The sequence below is a fragment of the Vibrio sp. S11_S32 genome (genome assembly GCF_014694465.1).
In the GTDB taxonomy this organism is placed as follows: Bacteria; Pseudomonadota; Gammaproteobacteria; order Enterobacterales; family Vibrionaceae; genus Vibrio; species Vibrio algicola.
Genome location: NZ_JAAUWS010000001.1, coordinates 164,424 through 182,022, shown reverse-complemented (window position 1 = coordinate 182,022; position 17,599 = coordinate 164,424). Strand labels below are relative to the sequence as shown.

16 protein-coding genes and 7 tRNA genes are annotated in these 17,599 nt (G+C 43.0%); 8 read left to right on the top strand and 15 right to left on the bottom strand.

The features are described 5' to 3' along the window. Positions 1-4 precede the first annotated feature (4 nt). The 13 genes from HC723_RS00845 to lolB all read right to left on the bottom strand — a co-directional run bounded on the left by HC723_RS00845 (position 5) and on the right by lolB (position 7,223). The gene (locus HC723_RS00845; RefSeq protein WP_190337891.1) at positions 5-1,066 is read right to left on the bottom strand and encodes a lactonase family protein; all 1,062 of its coding nucleotides are present in this window, start codon (positions 1,064-1,066) and stop codon (positions 5-7) included. A 213-nt stretch (positions 1,067-1,279) separates the two neighbouring features. After that, a tRNA-Leu gene (locus tag HC723_RS00840) sits at positions 1,280-1,364 on the bottom strand. 66 nt (positions 1,365-1,430) lie between these two features. After that, positions 1,431-1,505: transfer RNA gene (locus HC723_RS00835), tRNA-Gln, on the bottom strand. Between the two features lie 37 nt (positions 1,506-1,542). After that, positions 1,543-1,627: transfer RNA gene (locus HC723_RS00830), tRNA-Leu, on the bottom strand. A 130-nt stretch (positions 1,628-1,757) separates the two neighbouring features. Continuing rightward, positions 1,758-1,834, bottom strand: a tRNA-Met gene (locus HC723_RS00825). 229 nt (positions 1,835-2,063) lie between these two features. Next, positions 2,064-2,138 (bottom strand) — tRNA-Gln (locus tag HC723_RS00820). A gap of 37 nt (positions 2,139-2,175) precedes the next feature. Next, positions 2,176-2,260 (bottom strand) — tRNA-Leu (locus HC723_RS00815). A gap of 127 nt (positions 2,261-2,387) precedes the next feature. Next, positions 2,388-2,464, bottom strand: a tRNA-Met gene (locus HC723_RS00810). A gap of 306 nt (positions 2,465-2,770) precedes the next feature. Further along, positions 2,771-3,862, bottom strand: a complete 1,092-nt coding sequence (gene ychF, locus HC723_RS00805) for a redox-regulated ATPase YchF (RefSeq protein WP_153446537.1) — start codon at positions 3,860-3,862, stop codon at positions 2,771-2,773. A 77-nt stretch (positions 3,863-3,939) separates the two neighbouring features. Continuing rightward, complete coding sequence (pth, locus tag HC723_RS00800; protein WP_153446539.1) at positions 3,940-4,530, bottom strand: aminoacyl-tRNA hydrolase; 591 nt, start codon at positions 4,528-4,530, stop codon at positions 3,940-3,942. Between the two features lie 144 nt (positions 4,531-4,674). Beyond that, entirely contained in the window at positions 4,675-5,619 is a 945-nt protein-coding gene (locus HC723_RS00795) for a ribose-phosphate pyrophosphokinase (protein WP_153446540.1), read from the bottom strand. A 27-nt stretch (positions 5,620-5,646) separates the two neighbouring features. Further along, a complete protein-coding gene (gene ispE, locus HC723_RS00790; RefSeq protein WP_153446542.1) occupies positions 5,647-6,597 on the bottom strand; it encodes a 4-(cytidine 5'-diphospho)-2-C-methyl-D-erythritol kinase in 951 nt (316 codons plus the stop codon). Then, positions 6,597-7,223 (bottom strand): lipoprotein insertase outer membrane protein LolB, encoded by a 627-nt coding sequence (gene lolB, locus HC723_RS00785; RefSeq protein WP_190337890.1) that lies wholly within the window; start codon positions 7,221-7,223, stop codon positions 6,597-6,599. Before lolB ends, ispE begins: the two co-directional genes overlap by 1 nt. 194 nt (positions 7,224-7,417) lie before the next feature. Here lolB and hemA point away from each other — a divergent pair, with 194 nt between their 5' ends. From hemA to ybaK, 8 genes are all read left to right on the top strand, one after another. Beyond that, a complete protein-coding gene (gene hemA / locus HC723_RS00780; RefSeq protein ID WP_153446546.1) occupies positions 7,418-8,677 on the top strand; it encodes a glutamyl-tRNA reductase in 1,260 nt (419 codons plus the stop codon). Between the two features lie 69 nt (positions 8,678-8,746). After that, a complete protein-coding gene (prfA, locus tag HC723_RS00775) occupies positions 8,747-9,835 on the top strand; it encodes a peptide chain release factor 1 (RefSeq protein ID WP_153446547.1) in 1,089 nt (362 codons plus the stop codon). Continuing rightward, complete coding sequence (gene prmC / locus HC723_RS00770) at positions 9,835-10,701, top strand: peptide chain release factor N(5)-glutamine methyltransferase (protein WP_190337889.1); 867 nt, start codon at positions 9,835-9,837, stop codon at positions 10,699-10,701. The genes prfA and prmC overlap by 1 nt, the downstream gene beginning before the upstream one ends. A 27-nt stretch (positions 10,702-10,728) precedes the next feature. Further along, positions 10,729-11,106, top strand: a complete 378-nt coding sequence (locus tag HC723_RS00765; RefSeq protein ID WP_153448128.1) for a SirB2 family protein — start codon at positions 10,729-10,731, stop codon at positions 11,104-11,106. Between the two features lie 6 nt (positions 11,107-11,112). After that, positions 11,113-11,979 carry a SirB1 family protein gene (locus HC723_RS00760; RefSeq protein WP_238925379.1) on the top strand — a complete coding sequence of 289 codons (867 nt, stop codon included), beginning with the start codon at positions 11,113-11,115 and terminating at the stop codon, positions 11,977-11,979. A gap of 62 nt (positions 11,980-12,041) precedes the next feature. Next, entirely contained in the window at positions 12,042-12,896 is an 855-nt protein-coding gene (gene kdsA / locus HC723_RS00755) for a 3-deoxy-8-phosphooctulonate synthase (RefSeq protein ID WP_153446551.1), read from the top strand. Positions 12,897-13,174: 278 nt separating this feature from the next. After that, positions 13,175-14,845: a bifunctional UDP-sugar hydrolase/5'-nucleotidase UshA gene (gene ushA / locus HC723_RS00750; protein WP_153446553.1), complete on the top strand. Its 1,671-nt coding sequence runs from the start codon at positions 13,175-13,177 to the stop codon at positions 14,843-14,845. Between the two features lie 103 nt (positions 14,846-14,948). Next, positions 14,949-15,422: a Cys-tRNA(Pro) deacylase gene (gene ybaK, locus HC723_RS00745; RefSeq protein ID WP_153446555.1), complete on the top strand. Its 474-nt coding sequence runs from the start codon at positions 14,949-14,951 to the stop codon at positions 15,420-15,422. Positions 15,423-15,470: 48 nt separating this feature from the next. Here ybaK and rluF read toward each other — a convergent pair whose 3' ends face one another. Both rluF and HC723_RS00735 read right to left on the bottom strand, forming a co-directional pair. Continuing rightward, positions 15,471-16,541, bottom strand: coding sequence for a 23S rRNA pseudouridine(2604) synthase RluF (rluF, locus tag HC723_RS00740; RefSeq protein ID WP_190337888.1), 1,071 nt, complete (start codon positions 16,539-16,541; stop codon positions 15,471-15,473). Positions 16,542-16,695: 154 nt separating this feature from the next. Continuing rightward, complete coding sequence (locus HC723_RS00735) at positions 16,696-17,586, bottom strand: LysR family transcriptional regulator (protein ID WP_190337887.1); 891 nt, start codon at positions 17,584-17,586, stop codon at positions 16,696-16,698. Between the last annotated feature and the right edge of the window lie 13 nt (positions 17,587-17,599).

Sequence of the window (17,599 nt, the reverse complement as noted above, 5' to 3'; positions counted from 1 at the left end):
AATATCAACCCTCGAAGAATTTGACACATACCGGCATATCAATGAAAAGACTATGTCCGGTATGTTGAATTCTGCCATCGAATACATTTCGTTTAAAACTCACCACGCTATGATCATTTTGATTGGCCACGACTAACCATTCACCATTTTCTGAAATGGCAAAATCTCGTGGAAAATCACCACCACAATCAACCGAATATTGATGGTTTACTGTTCCAGTTTGGTTATCAAATGCAAAACAACTGATGATATTTTGACGCCGTCCCGAAAGATAAACAAATCGCTCATCGGGTGACAGTTTAATCGCGCCGCCAGCCTGTCCATTGTCCGTATTTGGAAAAGCAGCTTGAGCATTGATTATCTGCCATTGTTGCTGTTGATCGTGAATGGCAATCAATTGCTCCGACACTTCACATAAGAGTAAGCCAAATTGTTCATCTTGAGTAAATTCAACATGTCTTGGCCCCGAGCCTGACGCTAAGTCTAACTCTTGACGGTTTTGAATTGAAAAACACTCATGATGTTGGTCATACGGATAAAAACTCAACCTATCTAAGCCTAAATCGACGCTTACTAGCGTTTTAGTGTGATTTAGGATTATGGCTTGATGTGCATGCGACACTTGCTGTGCTGATGCTTTCGAGGTGCTATCTATGGATTGGAGGTGTTGTTTTAAATCTAATGAATCATCGAGTTGGAATACATCCACATGACCGCTGCCATATTGAGCGGTAGTCGCCAGTTTGTGTTGGGCATTCATTGCGATAAAGCAAGGTGAATCACCACTAATATCAAATTGGCCTGTTTTATTACATTGAACTTTGCATAGTGAGTATTGGTGAATTTGTGGATGATGATCTGCACTGACTTCTGAAATGGCATAAATTTGGGACTGATAAACATCAAAATAAGACGGATCTTTGATTGGTATCTCTAATAGGTTGGCTTGTAATTCGCCGGTGACGCTATTGAGGTCAAGTCGATGCAAGCCATAAGGACTCGTGGGAGTATAGCACCCTAAAATTAGCGATAAGGTTTGAGGTGGGGTTAACAGTTCCACAAGCATAGGTTTATCCATTAGAGGGATTTATATCAATTGGCTTTATGGTGCGTAAAATTCAGATAAATTGGAATGCGTGATGGGAAGTATTTTCGAGATGTTTATCTCATAAATAAAACCTTAGCAAAGCAGTACAGAAGGAGGATAAATAAGAAGGAGATAAAATAAGCATAAGCCAGAAACAACAAAACCCACTAAAAAGTGGGTTCGATTGGATAATGGTGCGGTCGGAGAGACTTGAACTCTCACACCTCTCGGCGCCAGAACCTAAATCTGGTGCGTCTACCAATTCCGCCACGACCGCAGCGCTTCTTTTACAAGAAGAATTTTATAGTTAATAAGATATTGGCAATCTTGTTAACGTTGTAAATGGCTGGGCTACCTGGATTCGAACCAGGGAATGCTGGCATCAAAAGCCAGTGCCTTACCGCTTGGCGATAGCCCAACAGACGAAACTCACAAGGAGAAACGTTTTGGATCAATGGTGCGGTCGGAGAGACTTGAACTCTCACACCTCTCGGCGCCAGAACCTAAATCTGGTGCGTCTACCAATTCCGCCACGACCGCAAAACCCGTGACTAGAAGTTAAAGTATTTAAACTTAACATCCAGTGACTCGATATAAGCCAAGTAAATTGATTGGAGACAATTTACTTATCGAGTGACACATTTCGAAAAATCAAAACATGTATTTTATATGGTGGCTACGACGGGATTCGAACCTGTGACCCCATCATTATGAGTGATGTGCTCTAACCAACTGAGCTACGTAGCCAAATTTTGTATTGTAAAGTTACTTAGTAACTTTTCGAGCCAGAGAGTATAACTAACCATCCTCTGAATTTCTAGTCTCAAATAGTAAAAAATACTTTTTGAGCGACAAACCTCGCAAAGTGAAGTTTGTTTCAATAATGGCTAGGCTACCTGAAACGAATTCAGGGAACTCTTTGGGTATGTCATCAAAAGCCAATGGCTTTATCTAACTAACCTACCATTTTGAATAATGGCTGGGCTACCTGGATTCGAACCAGGGAATGCTGGCATCAAAAGCCAGTGCCTTACCGCTTGGCGATAGCCCAACAGACGAAACTCACAAGGAGAAACGTTTTGAATCAATGGTGCGGTCGGAGAGACTTGAACTCTCACACCTCTCGGCGCCAGAACCTAAATCTGGTGCGTCTACCAATTCCGCCACGACCGCAAAACCGTGACTAGAAGTTAAAGTATAAACTCAACAACTAGTTACTCGATGTAAACTTAGTAAATTGATTGGAGACAATCTACTTTATCGAGCGTCAAATTTCGAAAAAATCAAAACTTGTAAAATTTGGTGGCTACAACGGGATTCGAACCTGTGACCCCATCATTATGAGTGATGTGCTCTAACCAACTGAGCTACGTAGCCAAATTGAGATTTTCACCTCTGCCTCAACACGTTTAACTGTGTAACGAGAACGGAGCGCATTATGCGGATTAGGGCTGCAAGCGTCAATAGTTTTTTTGAATAAATCTTCTAAAATGAATCGTTCGCATTTTTTTTAAACAAAAAGCGTTATTTGTAAGCAAAAACACCCATTATATTGCGGGTCTGCTGGTTTTAAATATCTCTTGGTCAGATCTGATTTGACGATTTTCAGAGTGAATAAAAAAGAAAAAGTCAGTGGCGGGACCACTGACTTTAAAAAATTATTAGATTGTTAGCTAAAAAAACTTAAACATTAAAGCGGAAATGAACCACATCACCATCTTTAACAATGTAATCTTTGCCTTCTAAACGCCATTTACCCGCTTCTTTTGCTCCGCTTTCACCTTTAAATTGGATGAAGTCTTGAAAAGCAATCACTTCAGCTCGAATAAAGCCTTTTTCAAAGTCGGTGTGGATCTTACCCGCAGATTGTGGAGCAGTAGCACCAACAGGAATTGTCCAAGCGCGAACTTCTTGTACACCCGCGGTAAAATAGGTTTGAAGCTCTAATAATTCGTAGCCAGAACGAATAACACGGTTAAGACCTGGCTCTTCAATACCGAGATCAGCTAAGAATTCGTCACGGTCTTCTTCTTCAAGTTCCGACATTTCAGATTCAATTGCGGCGCAAACTGGCACCACTACCGCATTTTCGCCTTCGGCGTATTCACGAACTTTATCTAAAAATGGGTTATCTTCAAATCCATCTTCGCTCACATTGGCGATATACATGGTTGGCTTCAAGGTTAAGAAGTTTAAGTAGCCAACTGCTGCTAATTCTTCTTTGCTTAATGCAACACCGCGAGCCATGCCGCCTTCAACGAATACTGGCAGTAATTTTTCTAATACGGTGATTTCGTATTTAGCGTCTTTATCGCCGCCTTTGGCTTTTTTTGCTTGACGTTGAATAGCACGTTCACAACTATCAAGATCGGCCAGAGCAAGCTCAAGATTGATGATTTCGATATCTTCAATCGGATCGATACGGCCAGCAACGTGAACGATGTTTTCGTTCTCAAAACAACGAACAACGTGACCGATAGCGTCAGTTTCGCGGATGTTGGCTAGAAATTTATTACCTAGACCTTCACCTTTTGATGCGCCAGCAACCAAACCTGCAATATCAACAAATTCCATTGTGGTTGGCAAAATGCGTTTTGGGTTAACAATTTCTGCTAATGCATTAAGACGAGGATCCGGAACCGGCACAACACCAGTGTTAGGTTCGATAGTACAGAAAGGGAAGTTAGCCGCTTCAATACCTGCTTTAGTCAGTGCGTTAAATAGAGTTGATTTACCTACGTTCGGTAAACCGACGATCCCACATTTAAAACCCATGTTATAAACCTTCTTTCATTCAGCGTAATTGCCGATGTTGTTGTAATTTAATTGTTTTGCTTAATGATCCAAATGATCTATTCAGCTTTAAACGTATGTAAACGATTCTGCGCTTTGGCGAGATCATCTTTTAGTAGTATGTCTAAGCTGCGAACCGATTCATCAACTGCAGCATCAAGTAATTCTTGTTCTTTGGTTGGCGCTTTGCCTAATACATAACCTGCAACGCGATCTTTATGACCTGGATGGCCAATACCAATGCGTAAGCGGTAAAATTCTTTATTATTGCCTTGCTTGGCAATGATGTCTTTTAAACCATTATGGCCGCCATGACCGCCGCCTTTTTTAAATTTAGCCACGCCAGGGGGAAGATCCAATTCGTCGTGTGCGACCATGATTTCTTCAGGTTTGATTTGATAAAACTTGGCTAATGCGGCGACCGATTTTCCCGATAGATTCATAAATGTGGTCGGGATAAGCAGTCGTAAATCTTGACCGTGCACCATAATGCGCCCAGTTAGGCCAAAGAATTTACTTTCATCCTTTAAACTAACATTGTGCACTCGTGCTAATTCTTCCACTACCCAAGCACCCGCATTATGACGAGTGCGGACATATTCAGGCCCAGGATTGGCGAGGCCAACCAGTAATTTGATCGATTGAGTCAAGATTTAGCTCTCTTTGCAAATTTTAAAAGCGCGGCATGATAGCATATTTTTTAAAAGGGTGGGCAGAGTGACAAATAATAAAAAACCACTTCACATGATATGAAGTGGTTTTAAAATTTTGAGCTTTAAGTAAGAGGAAGTCTCTTAATTAAACATCGCCGAGATAGACTCTTCGTTGCTAATACGACGAATCGCTTCAGCCAACATGCTAGATAAAGTCAGTTGAGTGACTTTACCTGTCGCTTTTATCTCATCAGATAATCGGATTGAGTCAGTCACAATAACTTGATCAATCACAGAGTTAGCAATGTTTTTCGCTGCGTTACCTGAGAATACTGGGTGAGTCGCATAAGCAAATACACGCTTTGCACCACGTTCTTTTAGGGCTTCAGCTGCTTTACACAGTGTGCCACCGGTATCGATCATGTCATCGACGATCACACAATCACGGCCTTTAACATCACCAATCAAGTTCATCACTTCAGAAACGTTAGCACGTGGACGACGTTTATCAACAATTGCGATATCCGTGTCATCTAACATTTTAGCGGTTGCACGAGCACGAACAACACCACCAAGATCTGGAGAAACAACCACAGGATCTTCTAAGCCGCGAGATTTCATATCTTCCATTAATACCGGAGTACCAAAGATATTATCCACTGGAACATCAAAGAAACCTTGGATTTGTTCAGCGTGTAAATCGATAGTCAAAACGCGGTCAACACCCACGTTAGACAAGAAATCAGCAACAACTTTAGCAGTGATCGGCACACGAGACGAGCGAACTCGACGATCTTGGCGTGCGTAACCAAAGTAAGGGATGACGGCAGTAATACGGCCAGCAGAAGCGCGGCGCATTGCATCTATCATAACAACCAATTCCATGAGGTTGTCATTGGTTGGGGCGCAGGTAGATTGGATGATAAACACATCACTACCACGGACGTTTTCATTAATTTTAACAGCGACTTCGCCGTCAGAAAAACGATCAACATCTGCATCACCAAGGGAAATGTATAGACGATCTGCAATACGTTGGGCTAGTTCAGGTGTGGCGTTACCAGCAAATAGCTTCATATCAGGCACGGTGGAAACCTCGGGTTGAGTCCAGTTTTAAATTGAGTTGTGGTTGGCTTGTTTATAGTCAGCCAAAGTCTTATAAAGGGAAGAAGTATTCATTCCCTTGGCGATAAAGCCAAAGACACTATTTGAAAATTCGGTCGACGCTAGGTATTCAAGCACTTGTTCGGCTTGCTGTTGAGTATCAAACTCAGCAAAAAGACAAGAACCGGTACCAGTTAGTCTCGACGGCGCATATTGTAACAGCCATGAAAGTTGCTTAGCAACCTCTGGATACAGCAAAGTAACGATTTTTTCGCAATCGTTTTCGTAACCTTGCTGTAAAAGCGTGCTTAAAGCCTGTTTAGGCGTGTTTCTAGTCAGATCTGGGTGAGTGAAAATATCCGCAGTGGCGATGTTCACATCAGGCTTTAAGACTAAATACCATTTTTCGGCAGGATGAGCGGGCTCGAGTTTTTCACCCACACCTTCCGCAAAGGCGGCTTGGCCTCGCACAAAAACAGGCACATCCGCGCCTAAAGCTAAACCAATTTCCGCTAAGGTATCAATATCAATATTTAAATTCCAAAGGGTATTTAAAGCAACTAGCGTCGTGGCCGCATTAGAGGAACCGCCCCCTAAACCGCCGCCCATTGGCAGTATTTTATCAAGTTGAATATCTACGCCCAGCTTGTGTTGTTCTATATTGGATTGAGATCCGCATGAACCATTTTGCTGCGCATAGACTTTCAACGCATTGGCTGCTTTCCAAATCAGATTCTGCTCCAGTGATACCCCCTCAATCGCAGGGGTGATGGTTATCTCACCGGTATTATTGACATCAAAAAATAACGTGTCGCCAAAGTCAATAAACTGAAATAAGGTTTGCAGTTCATGGTAACCATTATCGCGGCGACCAGTAATATACAAAAATAAATTAAGCTTGGCAGGAGAAGGCCAAGCGATGGATTTTGCTTTTAGAGTTTGAATGTTGTTCGCCGGCATTAAAAAATCCACTTACTGATCACGATTTTAATTTGAGTTTTATCTTGTTGTAAAAACAAATGACTTGGCAGCATAAGGTCGGGCTTAACCGGCGTAGCTTGCGGCGCATAACTTAAGTAATCGAGTTGCCACTGCTTTGTATCAATTTCTTTTTCTAAACTGGCCACATTATTCATGTCGTTAAACGTAATGTTATCAGCGCCAGTTGGCAGGCCTTTGATCCAATCGGGTAGTTCAGAAACCGGAATGGTTAAACCAGTTAATTGCTTGATTAATTGATTGGCTTGCGCTGCGGTGGTGACTTTGCCGTCTGAGGTGGTTAGCATCGCGCCACTAGGTAACATTTGCAGTGTCATTACTGTTTGACCAAAAAAGCTCAGCAATTTTAATTGATCGTAATGAGAAGCATGAGTTAATACAAAATTAAGAGACTGACGATGCTCTGGATCTTGGTAACCAATTTTGCCGGTGACTTTAAAGGTATTTAATTGAGTGAGATCTTGCTGTTGTTGTTGCCAGTCAACGCTGGTGTTAGAAGGCGGTGTTGAACTACAACCGACCAGTATTAACGTGATTGCGCTAAGGAGTAAGACCGTAATACGACGAAAAATTGGGAGGATAGGCAAAGAAAATCCTTACTGATGAGTGAGTTTCTTGGCAATTGTAGCACTTTATTTGTGAGCGCTTCAGCACAAATGTAGCTTGAAATAGACGAATGTTAGCTGAAATGGAGGAATACAGGCTCTAGCCCTTTCATTAATACTGCCCATCAAGTAAAATTGCCGCCTCAATAACTATTATTTTAGAGTATTCCCACTACATGTCTTTGCTTGCTATTGGTATCAATCACAATACAGCGTCGGTTGAGTTGCGAGAAAAAATTGCATTTTCACCAGATAAACTGTCTGAAGCCCTTGCTCAGATGGCGGAAAGTCATGCCATAAAAAGTGGAGTGATCGTCTCGACTTGTAACCGTACTGAAATTTATTGTGATCTACGCAAAGGGGTCAGCCAAGGCTACATTATCGATTGGTTGCTGGAGTTCCATAAAGTGGATCCAGACGCTTTAATGTCTTGTATTTATAGTTATGAAGAACAAACCGCAGTGCAGCATCTAATGCGCGTTGCCTGTGGGCTTGATTCGTTAGTTTTAGGCGAGCCGCAAATTTTGGGTCAAGTCAAACAAGCCTACGCGGCCTCGGTTGAACATAAAGCCGTCAATGGCATGACAGAGAAACTGTTCCATAAAGCTTTCTCCGTGGCTAAAAAAGTGCGTACTGAAACGGCAATTGGTGGCAGTGCAGTTTCGGTCGCTTACGCCGCTTGTATGCTCGCGAAACAAATTTTCGAATCGATGAAAAATATTACCGTATTGTTGGTTGGCGCGGGTGAAACGATTGAATTAGTCGCCAAACATTTATCATCGACCCATTGCAAAAATATTATAGTGGCCAACCGAACCATTGAACGCGCTAAACTACTAGCTGACCAATTTGATGGTGAAGTGATCACACTCTCCGAGATCCCTGAGCATTTATCTCGCGCCGATATCGTGATCAGTTCAACCGCTAGTCCATTGCCGATCATTGGTAAAGGCATGGTAGAAAGCGCTTTAAAACAACGTAAGCACCAACCTATGTTATTAGTCGATATTGCGGTTCCACGTGATATTGAAGCGCAAGTCGGCGATCTTAATGATGCCTATTTATATAGCGTCGATGACCTGCAAGGGATCATCAACAAAAACATGGAACAACGCAAAGTTGAAGCCATTCAAGCAGAAGCGATTGTGAGCGAAGAAAGCGCCGCGTATATGATGTGGCTGCGTTCACTGCAAGCTGTTGATAGCATTAGAGACTACCGCCAACACGCCAACGAAATCAAAGATGATCTACTGGAAAAAAGCTTAAATACCTTAGCCGCCGGTGGCAATCCTGAAAAAGTATTACGCGAATTAAGCAACAAACTCACCAACCGATTAATCCATCAGCCAACTCGAGCCATGCAAGTGGTTGCCGAGCAGGGCGAGCCAGAAAAGTTAACTGTTATTCGTCAAAGTTTAGGTTTAGATGAACTTTAGCTATGCTCTTATGCAAGCGATGTAATTAACAGCCCCCATCAATAGCAACATGACATTTAAGATAAAATTATGAAATCGTCAATTTTAACCAAGTTAGAAACGCTGGTTGAGCGTTATGAAGAAGTGCAGCATTTATTAGGTGATCCAGATGTGATCGGTGATCAAAATAAATTCCGCGCGTTATCAAAAGAGTACTCTCAATTAGAAGAAGTGACTTTGTGCTTCCAAGCATACCAACAAGCACAAGAAGATTTAGTCGCAGCTGAAGAAATGGCGCAAGAAGATGACGCGGAAATGCGTGAGATGGCGCAAGAAGAAATTAAAGAAGCCAAAGCGAGCATTGAACGTCTAGCCGATGACTTACAAATTCTGCTTATTCCAAAAGATCCAAACGATGATCGTAACTGCTTCTTAGAAATTCGCGCCGGTGCGGGTGGTGATGAAGCGGGTATTTTTGCTGGTGATTTATTCCGTATGTACAGCCGTTTTGCCGAGAAAAAAGGCTGGCGGATTGAGGTAATGAGCAGCAATATTTCAGAGCAAGGCGGCTTTAAAGAAATGATCGCAAAAGTAAGCGGTGATGGCGCTTATGGCGTATTGAAATTTGAATCGGGTGGTCACCGCGTACAACGTGTTCCAGCTACTGAATCTCAAGGGCGTGTGCATACTTCAGCTTGTACGCTTGCGGTCATGGCTGAAATTCCAGAAGCCGAAATTCCAGAAATTAAATCGTCTGATCTGAAAATTGATACCTTCCGTTCATCCGGCGCGGGTGGTCAGCACGTTAACACCACCGATTCTGCTATTCGTATTACTCACTTACCAACGGGTACGGTGGTGGAATGTCAGGACGAACGTTCACAGCATAAAAACAAAGCCAAAGCGATGGCGGTTCTTGCGGCACGTATTATTAAAGCAGAAGAAGCCAAACGCGCAGCAGAAGTGTCAGACACTCGTCGTAACTTGCTAGGCTCGGGCGATCGTAGTGACCGTATTCGTACGTATAACTATCCGCAAGGTCGTGTATCGGATCACCGCATCAACTTAACCTTATACCGTTTAGCGGAAGTGATGGAAGGCGATCTACAAAGCTTAGTTGATCCGGTTATTCAAGAGTATCAAGCCGATCAACTGGCGGCACTTGCTGAACAAAATTAATGAACTCGATCGAAGGGCAATTAAAACATGCCACCCAAGCATTAATCAATGGTGGCAGTGAGTCACCGTCATTAGATGCGACGGTATTGTTGTGCCATGTGTTAGATAAGCCGCGCAGCTATTTACTCACATGGCCAGAGCGAGAGTTGAGCGCTGAACAAAGTGAGCAGTTTGATGCCTTGTTACAGCAACGATTGGAAGGCAAACCGATTGCTTATTTGGTCGGTGAACGTGAGTTTTGGTCGCTGCCATTAGACGTATCGCCAACCACGCTGATCCCGCGCGCCGATACCGAACGTTTGGTGGAGTTAGCGCTAGATAAAATAGCGTTACTGTCCAAGCAAGGTATCAGCGGTGATATTCTGGATTTAGGCACAGGTACTGGCGCGATAGCATTGGCTTTGGCATCTGAGTTGCCTTGCTTGAGTGTGACAGGGATAGACTTACAGCCTGTAGCACAACAACTGGCGACGCGCAATGCGCAAAAGTTAAATTTAACCAATGCGCAATTTTTGCAAGGCAGTTGGTTTGAACCTTTAGGCGCTGATGCTCAATTTAGTTGTATTGTGAGCAATCCGCCTTATATTGATAAACAAGATCCGCACTTAGCCTTAGGTGATGTACGCTTTGAACCATTAACGGCTTTAGTGGCTGAAGATAAAGGTCTGGCGGATCTGCGTTTTATTGCCGACCATGCGCGTCAATATTTGCTGCCAAATGGTTGGCTGTTAATGGAACATGGCTTTGAGCAAGGCGGCGAAGTGCGAACTATTTTAACCGAATTTGGTTATCAGCAAGTGAGTACTGAAAAGGATTATGGCAACAATGACCGAGTCACTTTAGGTTGCTGGACTAGCATTAAGTAAGCCACAAATGGAGAATGGAATACCATGATATATGCGTCAATGAAACATATTCACCTATTATCGATTGTGATCAGTGTCTTTTTACTGACCTTGCGTTATATCTTGATGATGATGGATTCATCGTTATTGCATAAAAAATGGCTAAAAATCACCCCGCATATCGTCGATACGGTATTGCTTGCCAGTGGTATTAGCTTGATTTTTATTACCGGTTTTATGCCTTTTACCGCCAGCGCACCGTGGTTAACTGAAAAAATCACCTGCGTCTTTGTGTATATCGCATTAGGTTTTGTGGCGTTGAAACTGGGGAAAACCAAATTTATTCGTAGTATCGCTTTTTTTGGCGCATTAGGTTGGTTGTACTGGGCTGCCCATCTCGCGATCACTAAAGTTCCAACGTGGTAATCAATAATGTCTGAACAATTAGTTGAAGCTGAAATAGATGAAATGCCACTTTTTGAGCAAGATCTGGATGAAGTCAGCTTGCTTGAAGGGGCGATCGAATTAAATTCGTTGATCAAGCCAACCTCGGATACCCAGTGGGTGAAATCGCACTTGGACGAGATGCTGGCCGAGCTTGAGCTGGCATTAATCAATGTCGGTGATTCATCTGATACTAGTATTCAACAGCAAAAACAACAGTTTGCTGCATTTATCGAGTATTTTTATCATCAGTGGCAATTTAAAGGTGATCACGAAACCTTCTTTGATTCGCAAAATACCTTTATCGAATCGGTACTGAAACGCCGCAAAGGCATTCCGGTTAGCCTCGGAGCCTTGCTGCTATATTTTGGTGAAAAGCTCGGTTTTCCGATTGAAGGGGTCATGTTTCCAAGTCAATTTATCGTCAAGGTTAATTGGAATGGGGAAACCAGTTTATACATTAATCCGTTTAACGGTGAGTATCTTACTAAGCAAGTATTGCGTGCTTGGCTGATTGGTTACGATGGCCCATTAGCAAGAATAAAACCACAAGATCTGGCTACGACTGATAACCCTGCGGTGTTAGGTCGTTGGCTGGCGGTGACTAAAGGCTCATTAATGCATGAGAATGATTTTGCCACCGCCTTAGAGTGCTCGAATATCGCCTTAAGTTTCTCCCCTGATGACCCATTTGAAATTCGTGACCGTGGTTTTATTTATCAACAACTCGATTGTTTGCACATGGCGGCAGAAGATTTCCAATATTTTATTGATAACTGCCCAGAAGACCCTTCTGCGGAAGTGCTAAAAGTTCAAGTTTCCTTGCTCAATCGCGGGCAAATTACCTTACATTAATGTCGAGATCCCCCCCATTAAACAGGTGGCTAGACAGTTTATTGATTGACGGAGTAAAAACGATGCAACAACAAAAAATTGTACAAGTGGGTGATATCCCTGTCGCGAACGACAAACCATTTACTCTTTTTGCTGGTATGAATGTGTTGGAATCGCGCGATCTTGCGATGCAGATGTGTGAGTATTACGTCAAAGTGACCGAGAAATTGGGCATTCCTTACGTATTTAAAGCCTCTTTCGATAAAGCGAATCGTTCTTCAGTACATTCTTACCGTGGCCCTGGTATGGATGAAGGACTGAAAATTTTTCAAGAACTAAAAGATACTTTCGGCGTCAAAATCATCACCGACGTGCACACCGAAGCGCAAGCTCAGCCGGTTGCCGATGTGGTTGATGTGATCCAATTGCCCGCTTTTCTTGCTCGCCAAACCGATCTAGTGGCTGCGATGGCCAAAACTGGCGCGGTGATCAATGTGAAAAAACCCCAATTTATGAGCCCAGATCAAGTGGGTAATATCGTGGATAAGTTTGCCGAATGTGGCAACGAAAATATCATTCTTTGCGAACGCGGTTCTTGCATGGGTTACGATAACTTAGTGGTTGATATGCTGGGATTTGGCGTAATGAAAAAAGCATCAAACGGCAGTCCAATCATCTTTGATGTGACGCACTCACTGCAAATGCGCGATCCATCTGGCGCGGCATCGGGTGGTCGTCGTGAACAAACGGTAGAATTGGCTAAAGCCGGTTTAGCGACGGGTATTGCGGGTCTATTTTTAGAAGCGCATCCAAACCCAGATCAAGCGCGTTGTGACGGTCCATCGGCATTACCATTAGATAAGCTTGAACCTTTCCTTAAGCAAATGAAGCAGCTTGATGATGTGATCAAAGGTTTTGTGCATATTGATATCAAATAATAAATAGTCAAAGTCTTTGAAGCTACCACGTCAACGACTTGGGCTATAGGCAATATCTCGAAAGCTTTACAACACCAATCCAGAGATCCTCGATCTCTGGATTTTTTTGTCTTTTTTCTTTCCCGTTATCGTTTGCGTGTGATCGCGACATCAGAACGTTACGAGTAATATCCCATTGAGAATGAGTTGAGTTACACTGATTGCACGGCTGATGTGAGTTCTAATAAACTTATTCGGTCTACCTTTTCTATTTCCCTTTTATAAACAGGTATTCATTGATGAAACAGTTTGTATTTAAGGCATCGACGATTGCACTTGCCATCGCCTCACTTGCCGCATGTTCTACTCAAAATTCAACGTCTAGCCAACATGAATGGTTAGCCGATAAAACCTATAAACTTACCGTCCTTCACACCAACGATAACCACGGCCGATTCTGGCAAAATGATGATGGTGAATATGGTATGTCGGCGCGTAAAACTCTGATTGATAGTATTCGTCATGATGTTGAAGCCGAAGGTGGCAGTGTATTACTTTTCTCTGGCGGTGATATTAATACCGGCGTACCAGAGTCGGATCTACAAGATGCTGAACCTGATTTCAAAGGCATGGACAAGATTGGTTATGATGCTATGGCGGTCGGCAACCATGAGTTCGACAACCCGCTTTCGGTACTGATGAAGCAGCGTGATTGGATTAACTTCCCGATGCTATCGGCCAATATTTACAATAAAAAAACCGGTGAGCGTTTATTCAAACCGTATGAAATCTTCGATGAGCAAGGGATCAAAATTGCGGTTATTGGTTTAACCACCGAAGACACCGCTAAAATAGGCAACCCTGAATACATTGGTGATGTTGAATTTAAAGACCCGAAAGCCGAAGCGAAAAAAGTGATTGAGCAACTGGAAGCCAATGAAAAACCGGATCTGATTTTTGCTGTGACGCACATGGGACACTACGATAACGGTCATAGCGGTGTTAATGCGCCGGGCGATGTGACTCTGGCGCGTTATTTGCCAAAGGGCGAGCTTGATATGATTGTCGGCGGACACTCGCAAGAGCCTGTGTGTATGGAGTCAGACAATCATCGCCAAGTGGACTATAAGCCGGGTGAGAAATGTATTCCTGATCAGCAAAATGGCACTTGGATCGTACAAGCTCACGAGTGGGGTAAGTATGTTGGTCGCGCCGATTTTGAATTTAAAAACGGTCAGTTAAGCATGGTAAGTTACGATCTGATCCCAGTAAATTTAAAGAAAAAGGTCGTGATAGATGGCAAGAAGCAAAAAGTGCTGATCCAAGATGAAATAGCTCAAGATGCCGAACTGCATAAGTTCTTGAAACCTTATCAAGAAAAGGGCCAAGAAAAGCTGATGGTGAAAGTGTCTCATACTGATGGCAAGCTTGAAGGTGACCGAAATGTGGTGCGTTATAAGCAAACCAATTTAGGTCGATTAATTGCTTTGTCACACATGGAACGCATGAACGCAGATTTTGCGGTGATGAACTCTGGCGGGGTACGCGATTCTATTGCCGCGGGTGACATCACTTACAAAGATGTGCTGAAAGTGCAGCCGTTCGGTAATATCGTCACTTATATTGATATGAAAGGCAGCGATGTGTTGGATTATCTTAATGTGGTCGGGCTGATGCCAATTGACTCTGGCGCTTATGTGCAATTTGCGGGTGTGGCAATGACCGTGGCAGATGGCAAAGTCCATGATGTTAAAATTGGCGGTAAAGCATTAGATCCAAATAAAATGTATCGCTTTACCGTGCCAAGTTTTAACGCCGCGGGTGGCGATGGATATCCTAAGATCTCCGATAAAAAAGGCTTTGTGAATACAGGTTTTGTGGATGCGGAAGTTTTAAAAGATTACCTAGAGAAGCACAATCCGATCAAAGTGTCAGATTATCAGCCAAAGGGTGAAATCCAATATAAATAACCCAATAAAATCGTGATTTTTGTCACCATATTTTGGTAAATTAATAAGCAGTATCCACGTCAGTGGCTGCTGCTTTTTTTATATTCAATTTCAAGGGACTACCATGACGCCTGCTATCAATCTGGCCAAAAAGAAAAAAATCGCCCACAGCGTACATCAATATAAACATGAACCAAGTGCGGCAAGCTATGGATTGGAAGCGGCAGAGGCATTAGGTCAAGATCCGGCGCAAGTATTTAAAACCTTATTGTTTTGTTTAAATGGTGAGGCGAAAAACTTAGCGGTGGCGATCATTCCGGTGGAAAATAAATTGAATTTGAAATTAGCCGCCAAAGCCGCGGGCGGTAAAAAAGCTGAAATGGCCAATCCAGACATTGCACAAACAGTCACAGGTTATGTGGTAGGCGGCATTAGTCCACTGGGGCAGAAAAAAGCCTTGCCCACTTTTATCCATAGCAGTGCACAAGGATTTGACACTATTTGTGTCTCAGCAGGAAAACGAGGATTAGAAATTGAATTAGCGCCACAGGATTTGGCTAATTTGACGAGAGGTAAATTGGTCGATCTTTGTGGCTGATAAACGAGGCTCAAAATCAGAGCCTCGAAAATAGACAATTAAAGAGGTTTACGCTTTGCTTTTTGGAGACCACTTTTTGATGCTGCTGCTGTTTGAGTTACCAAAGCGCGAGCCCTTTGTGGCCGGTTTTGTTTGGCTTGCGCTGCTTGGTTTATCTTGGTTGCGGCTGCGGTTACCACCAGAGCGATCCGCGTCTTTATTCGGACGAGCTTTACGCTCAAACTCACCTTTACCGCTATAGGTTTTAAATTGCGGTTGTTGTTCGCTGAGTTCTTGACGCTGCCTTGCAAACTCACGCTCTTTTTCCGCTCTTGCTTGTATGCGGGCATCGTGCAGTTTGGCATCGGTGGCTTTAGTGATGGCGTGTCCATCCGCATCGACCATTGAGGCTTCTTCGGTGCCGACCGAGCCTTCAATCATGGCATGGATCTCTGCCATTTCAGCATCGGTTAAATAACGCCATTTGCCATTCGGTAGGCCATCAATTGAGATGTTCATAATACGCACGCGACGCAATTTATATACATCATAACCAAGTGCTTCACACATACGACGAATTTGGCGGTTTAAGCCTTGAGTTAGCACGATACGGAATGAAAAGTCGGTTTCTTTGGTTACTTTACATGGCAAGGTTATGGTATCTAAAATCTCAACCCCAGACGCCATGTGCTCAATAAATTCAGCGGTGATAGGTTTATCAACACGCACCACGTATTCTTTTTCGTGTGAATTGCCTGCGCGTAGAATTTTATTGACGATATCGCCATCATTGGTCATAAAAATCAAACCATCAGACGGCTTATCTAAACGGCCAATTGGGAAGATACGTTTATGGTGGCCAATGAAATCAATAATATTACCTTCAATATGACGCTCAGTGGTACAAGTAATACCTGTTGGCTTATTGAGTGCAATATAAATAGGTTTTTCTTTGCTGCGCACCGGTTTGTGATCAACCATTACCTCATCGCTTGGCAGCACTTTAGTCCCCATTTCAGGCACAATGCCATTAATAGTGACGCGACCTTGATCGATAAGTTTATCGGCTTCACGGCGCGAGCAAAAACCTGAATCACTGATGTATTTATTTAAACGAATAGCAGAAGGGGTGGCAGTCATATTGATCTCTCTTTTGACGTTTCACAACGGAAATCTCAAGGGGGGATATTTAAAAAATCCAGCTTGAGAAAATAAGGAGGGAGAGTTTAGCAGATTGGTTTAAAAAGAGACAGGTTAATACGGTTAAGATGCATCGTGTGGAGATGATCATTACTTAAAAATAGGACTTTATTTTTTCTCGCAACCACATATTTGCCGCGCTTCGCCGCTCTCGGTTATGGGTTAATAAACGATACTTAACCGGTTTAGATGTAAATGGGCAATCTAACATTTGTATATTCAGTTTATCGGCAAACGCTGTTGCGATACTTTCGGTCACCATCGCAATGCAATCACTCGTTGCGACCATTGACATTAATGACACAAGAGATGTGCATTCTGCGGCTACTTTTCGTTCGCTGATACTTTCTTCGGTAAAATAATCTGCCATGTAGCTATCTTCACGGCGTAACTTCAAAGTAATGTGTTTCTCGGCATAAAACTGCTTGCGTGTAATAGTATCTTCTATTCTTGGGTGACCTTTTCGTGCTATCAGTCGGATCTTATCTTCAAAAAGTTCTTCAATAAAAAATGAGCGTGCTGAATAGTTAGATAGTTCGATAGCAAGATCGGCTTGATGTTGATTAAGAGCTTGGATTAGTGCTTCTTGATTGGAGTGGGTGGGTTGCAACTCAATAGTGATATTGCCCAAGTTACAGTCTGCTTCTAACTTAGGTAGCAGCATTAACATCACGGGTTCCGATGCGTATATAACAAACTTACGTGGGTACTGGATCGAAAACCCTTCCAACCCTTCGAGTGCGTTATTGATTTGAGCCAATGCTGGTTCAACATGGCGAATTAACTCTTTGGCATGCTGAGTTGGGGTAATCCCTCGGCCAGATCGAATAAATAGTTGGCTCCCCACCTGCTGTTGTAAACGCTTAAGTAAGCCGCTTACTCCTGGCTGAGTTAACCCCATCTCTTCTGCGGCTAAGGTAATCGATTTGTGGCGATAAACCACTACAAACACTTTTAACAAGTTTAAATCTATATTCGAATCCATCCTTTCCTCAAAC

Coding starts and splice junctions, on each gene's coding strand:
- rluF (WP_190337888.1), bottom strand. CDS start 16,541: ATGACTGCCACCCCTTCTGCTATTCGTTTAAATAAATACATCAGTGAT.
- ushA (WP_153446553.1), top strand. CDS start 13,175: ATGAAACAGTTTGTATTTAAGGCATCGACGATTGCACTTGCCATCGCC.
- prmC (WP_190337889.1), top strand. CDS start 9,835: ATGAACTCGATCGAAGGGCAATTAAAACATGCCACCCAAGCATTAATC.
- prfA (WP_153446547.1), top strand. CDS start 8,747: ATGAAATCGTCAATTTTAACCAAGTTAGAAACGCTGGTTGAGCGTTAT.
- kdsA (WP_153446551.1), top strand. CDS start 12,042: ATGCAACAACAAAAAATTGTACAAGTGGGTGATATCCCTGTCGCGAAC.
- hemA (WP_153446546.1), top strand. CDS start 7,418: ATGTCTTTGCTTGCTATTGGTATCAATCACAATACAGCGTCGGTTGAG.
- HC723_RS00735 (WP_190337887.1), bottom strand. CDS start 17,586: ATGGATTCGAATATAGATTTAAACTTGTTAAAAGTGTTTGTAGTGGTT.
- ychF (WP_153446537.1), bottom strand. CDS start 3,862: ATGGGTTTTAAATGTGGGATCGTCGGTTTACCGAACGTAGGTAAATCA.
- ybaK (WP_153446555.1), top strand. CDS start 14,949: ATGACGCCTGCTATCAATCTGGCCAAAAAGAAAAAAATCGCCCACAGC.
- ispE (WP_153446542.1), bottom strand. CDS start 6,597: ATGCCGGCGAACAACATTCAAACTCTAAAAGCAAAATCCATCGCTTGG.
- HC723_RS00760 (WP_238925379.1), top strand. CDS start 11,113: ATGTCTGAACAATTAGTTGAAGCTGAAATAGATGAAATGCCACTTTTT.
- HC723_RS00845 (WP_190337891.1), bottom strand. CDS start 1,066: ATGCTTGTGGAACTGTTAACCCCACCTCAAACCTTATCGCTAATTTTA.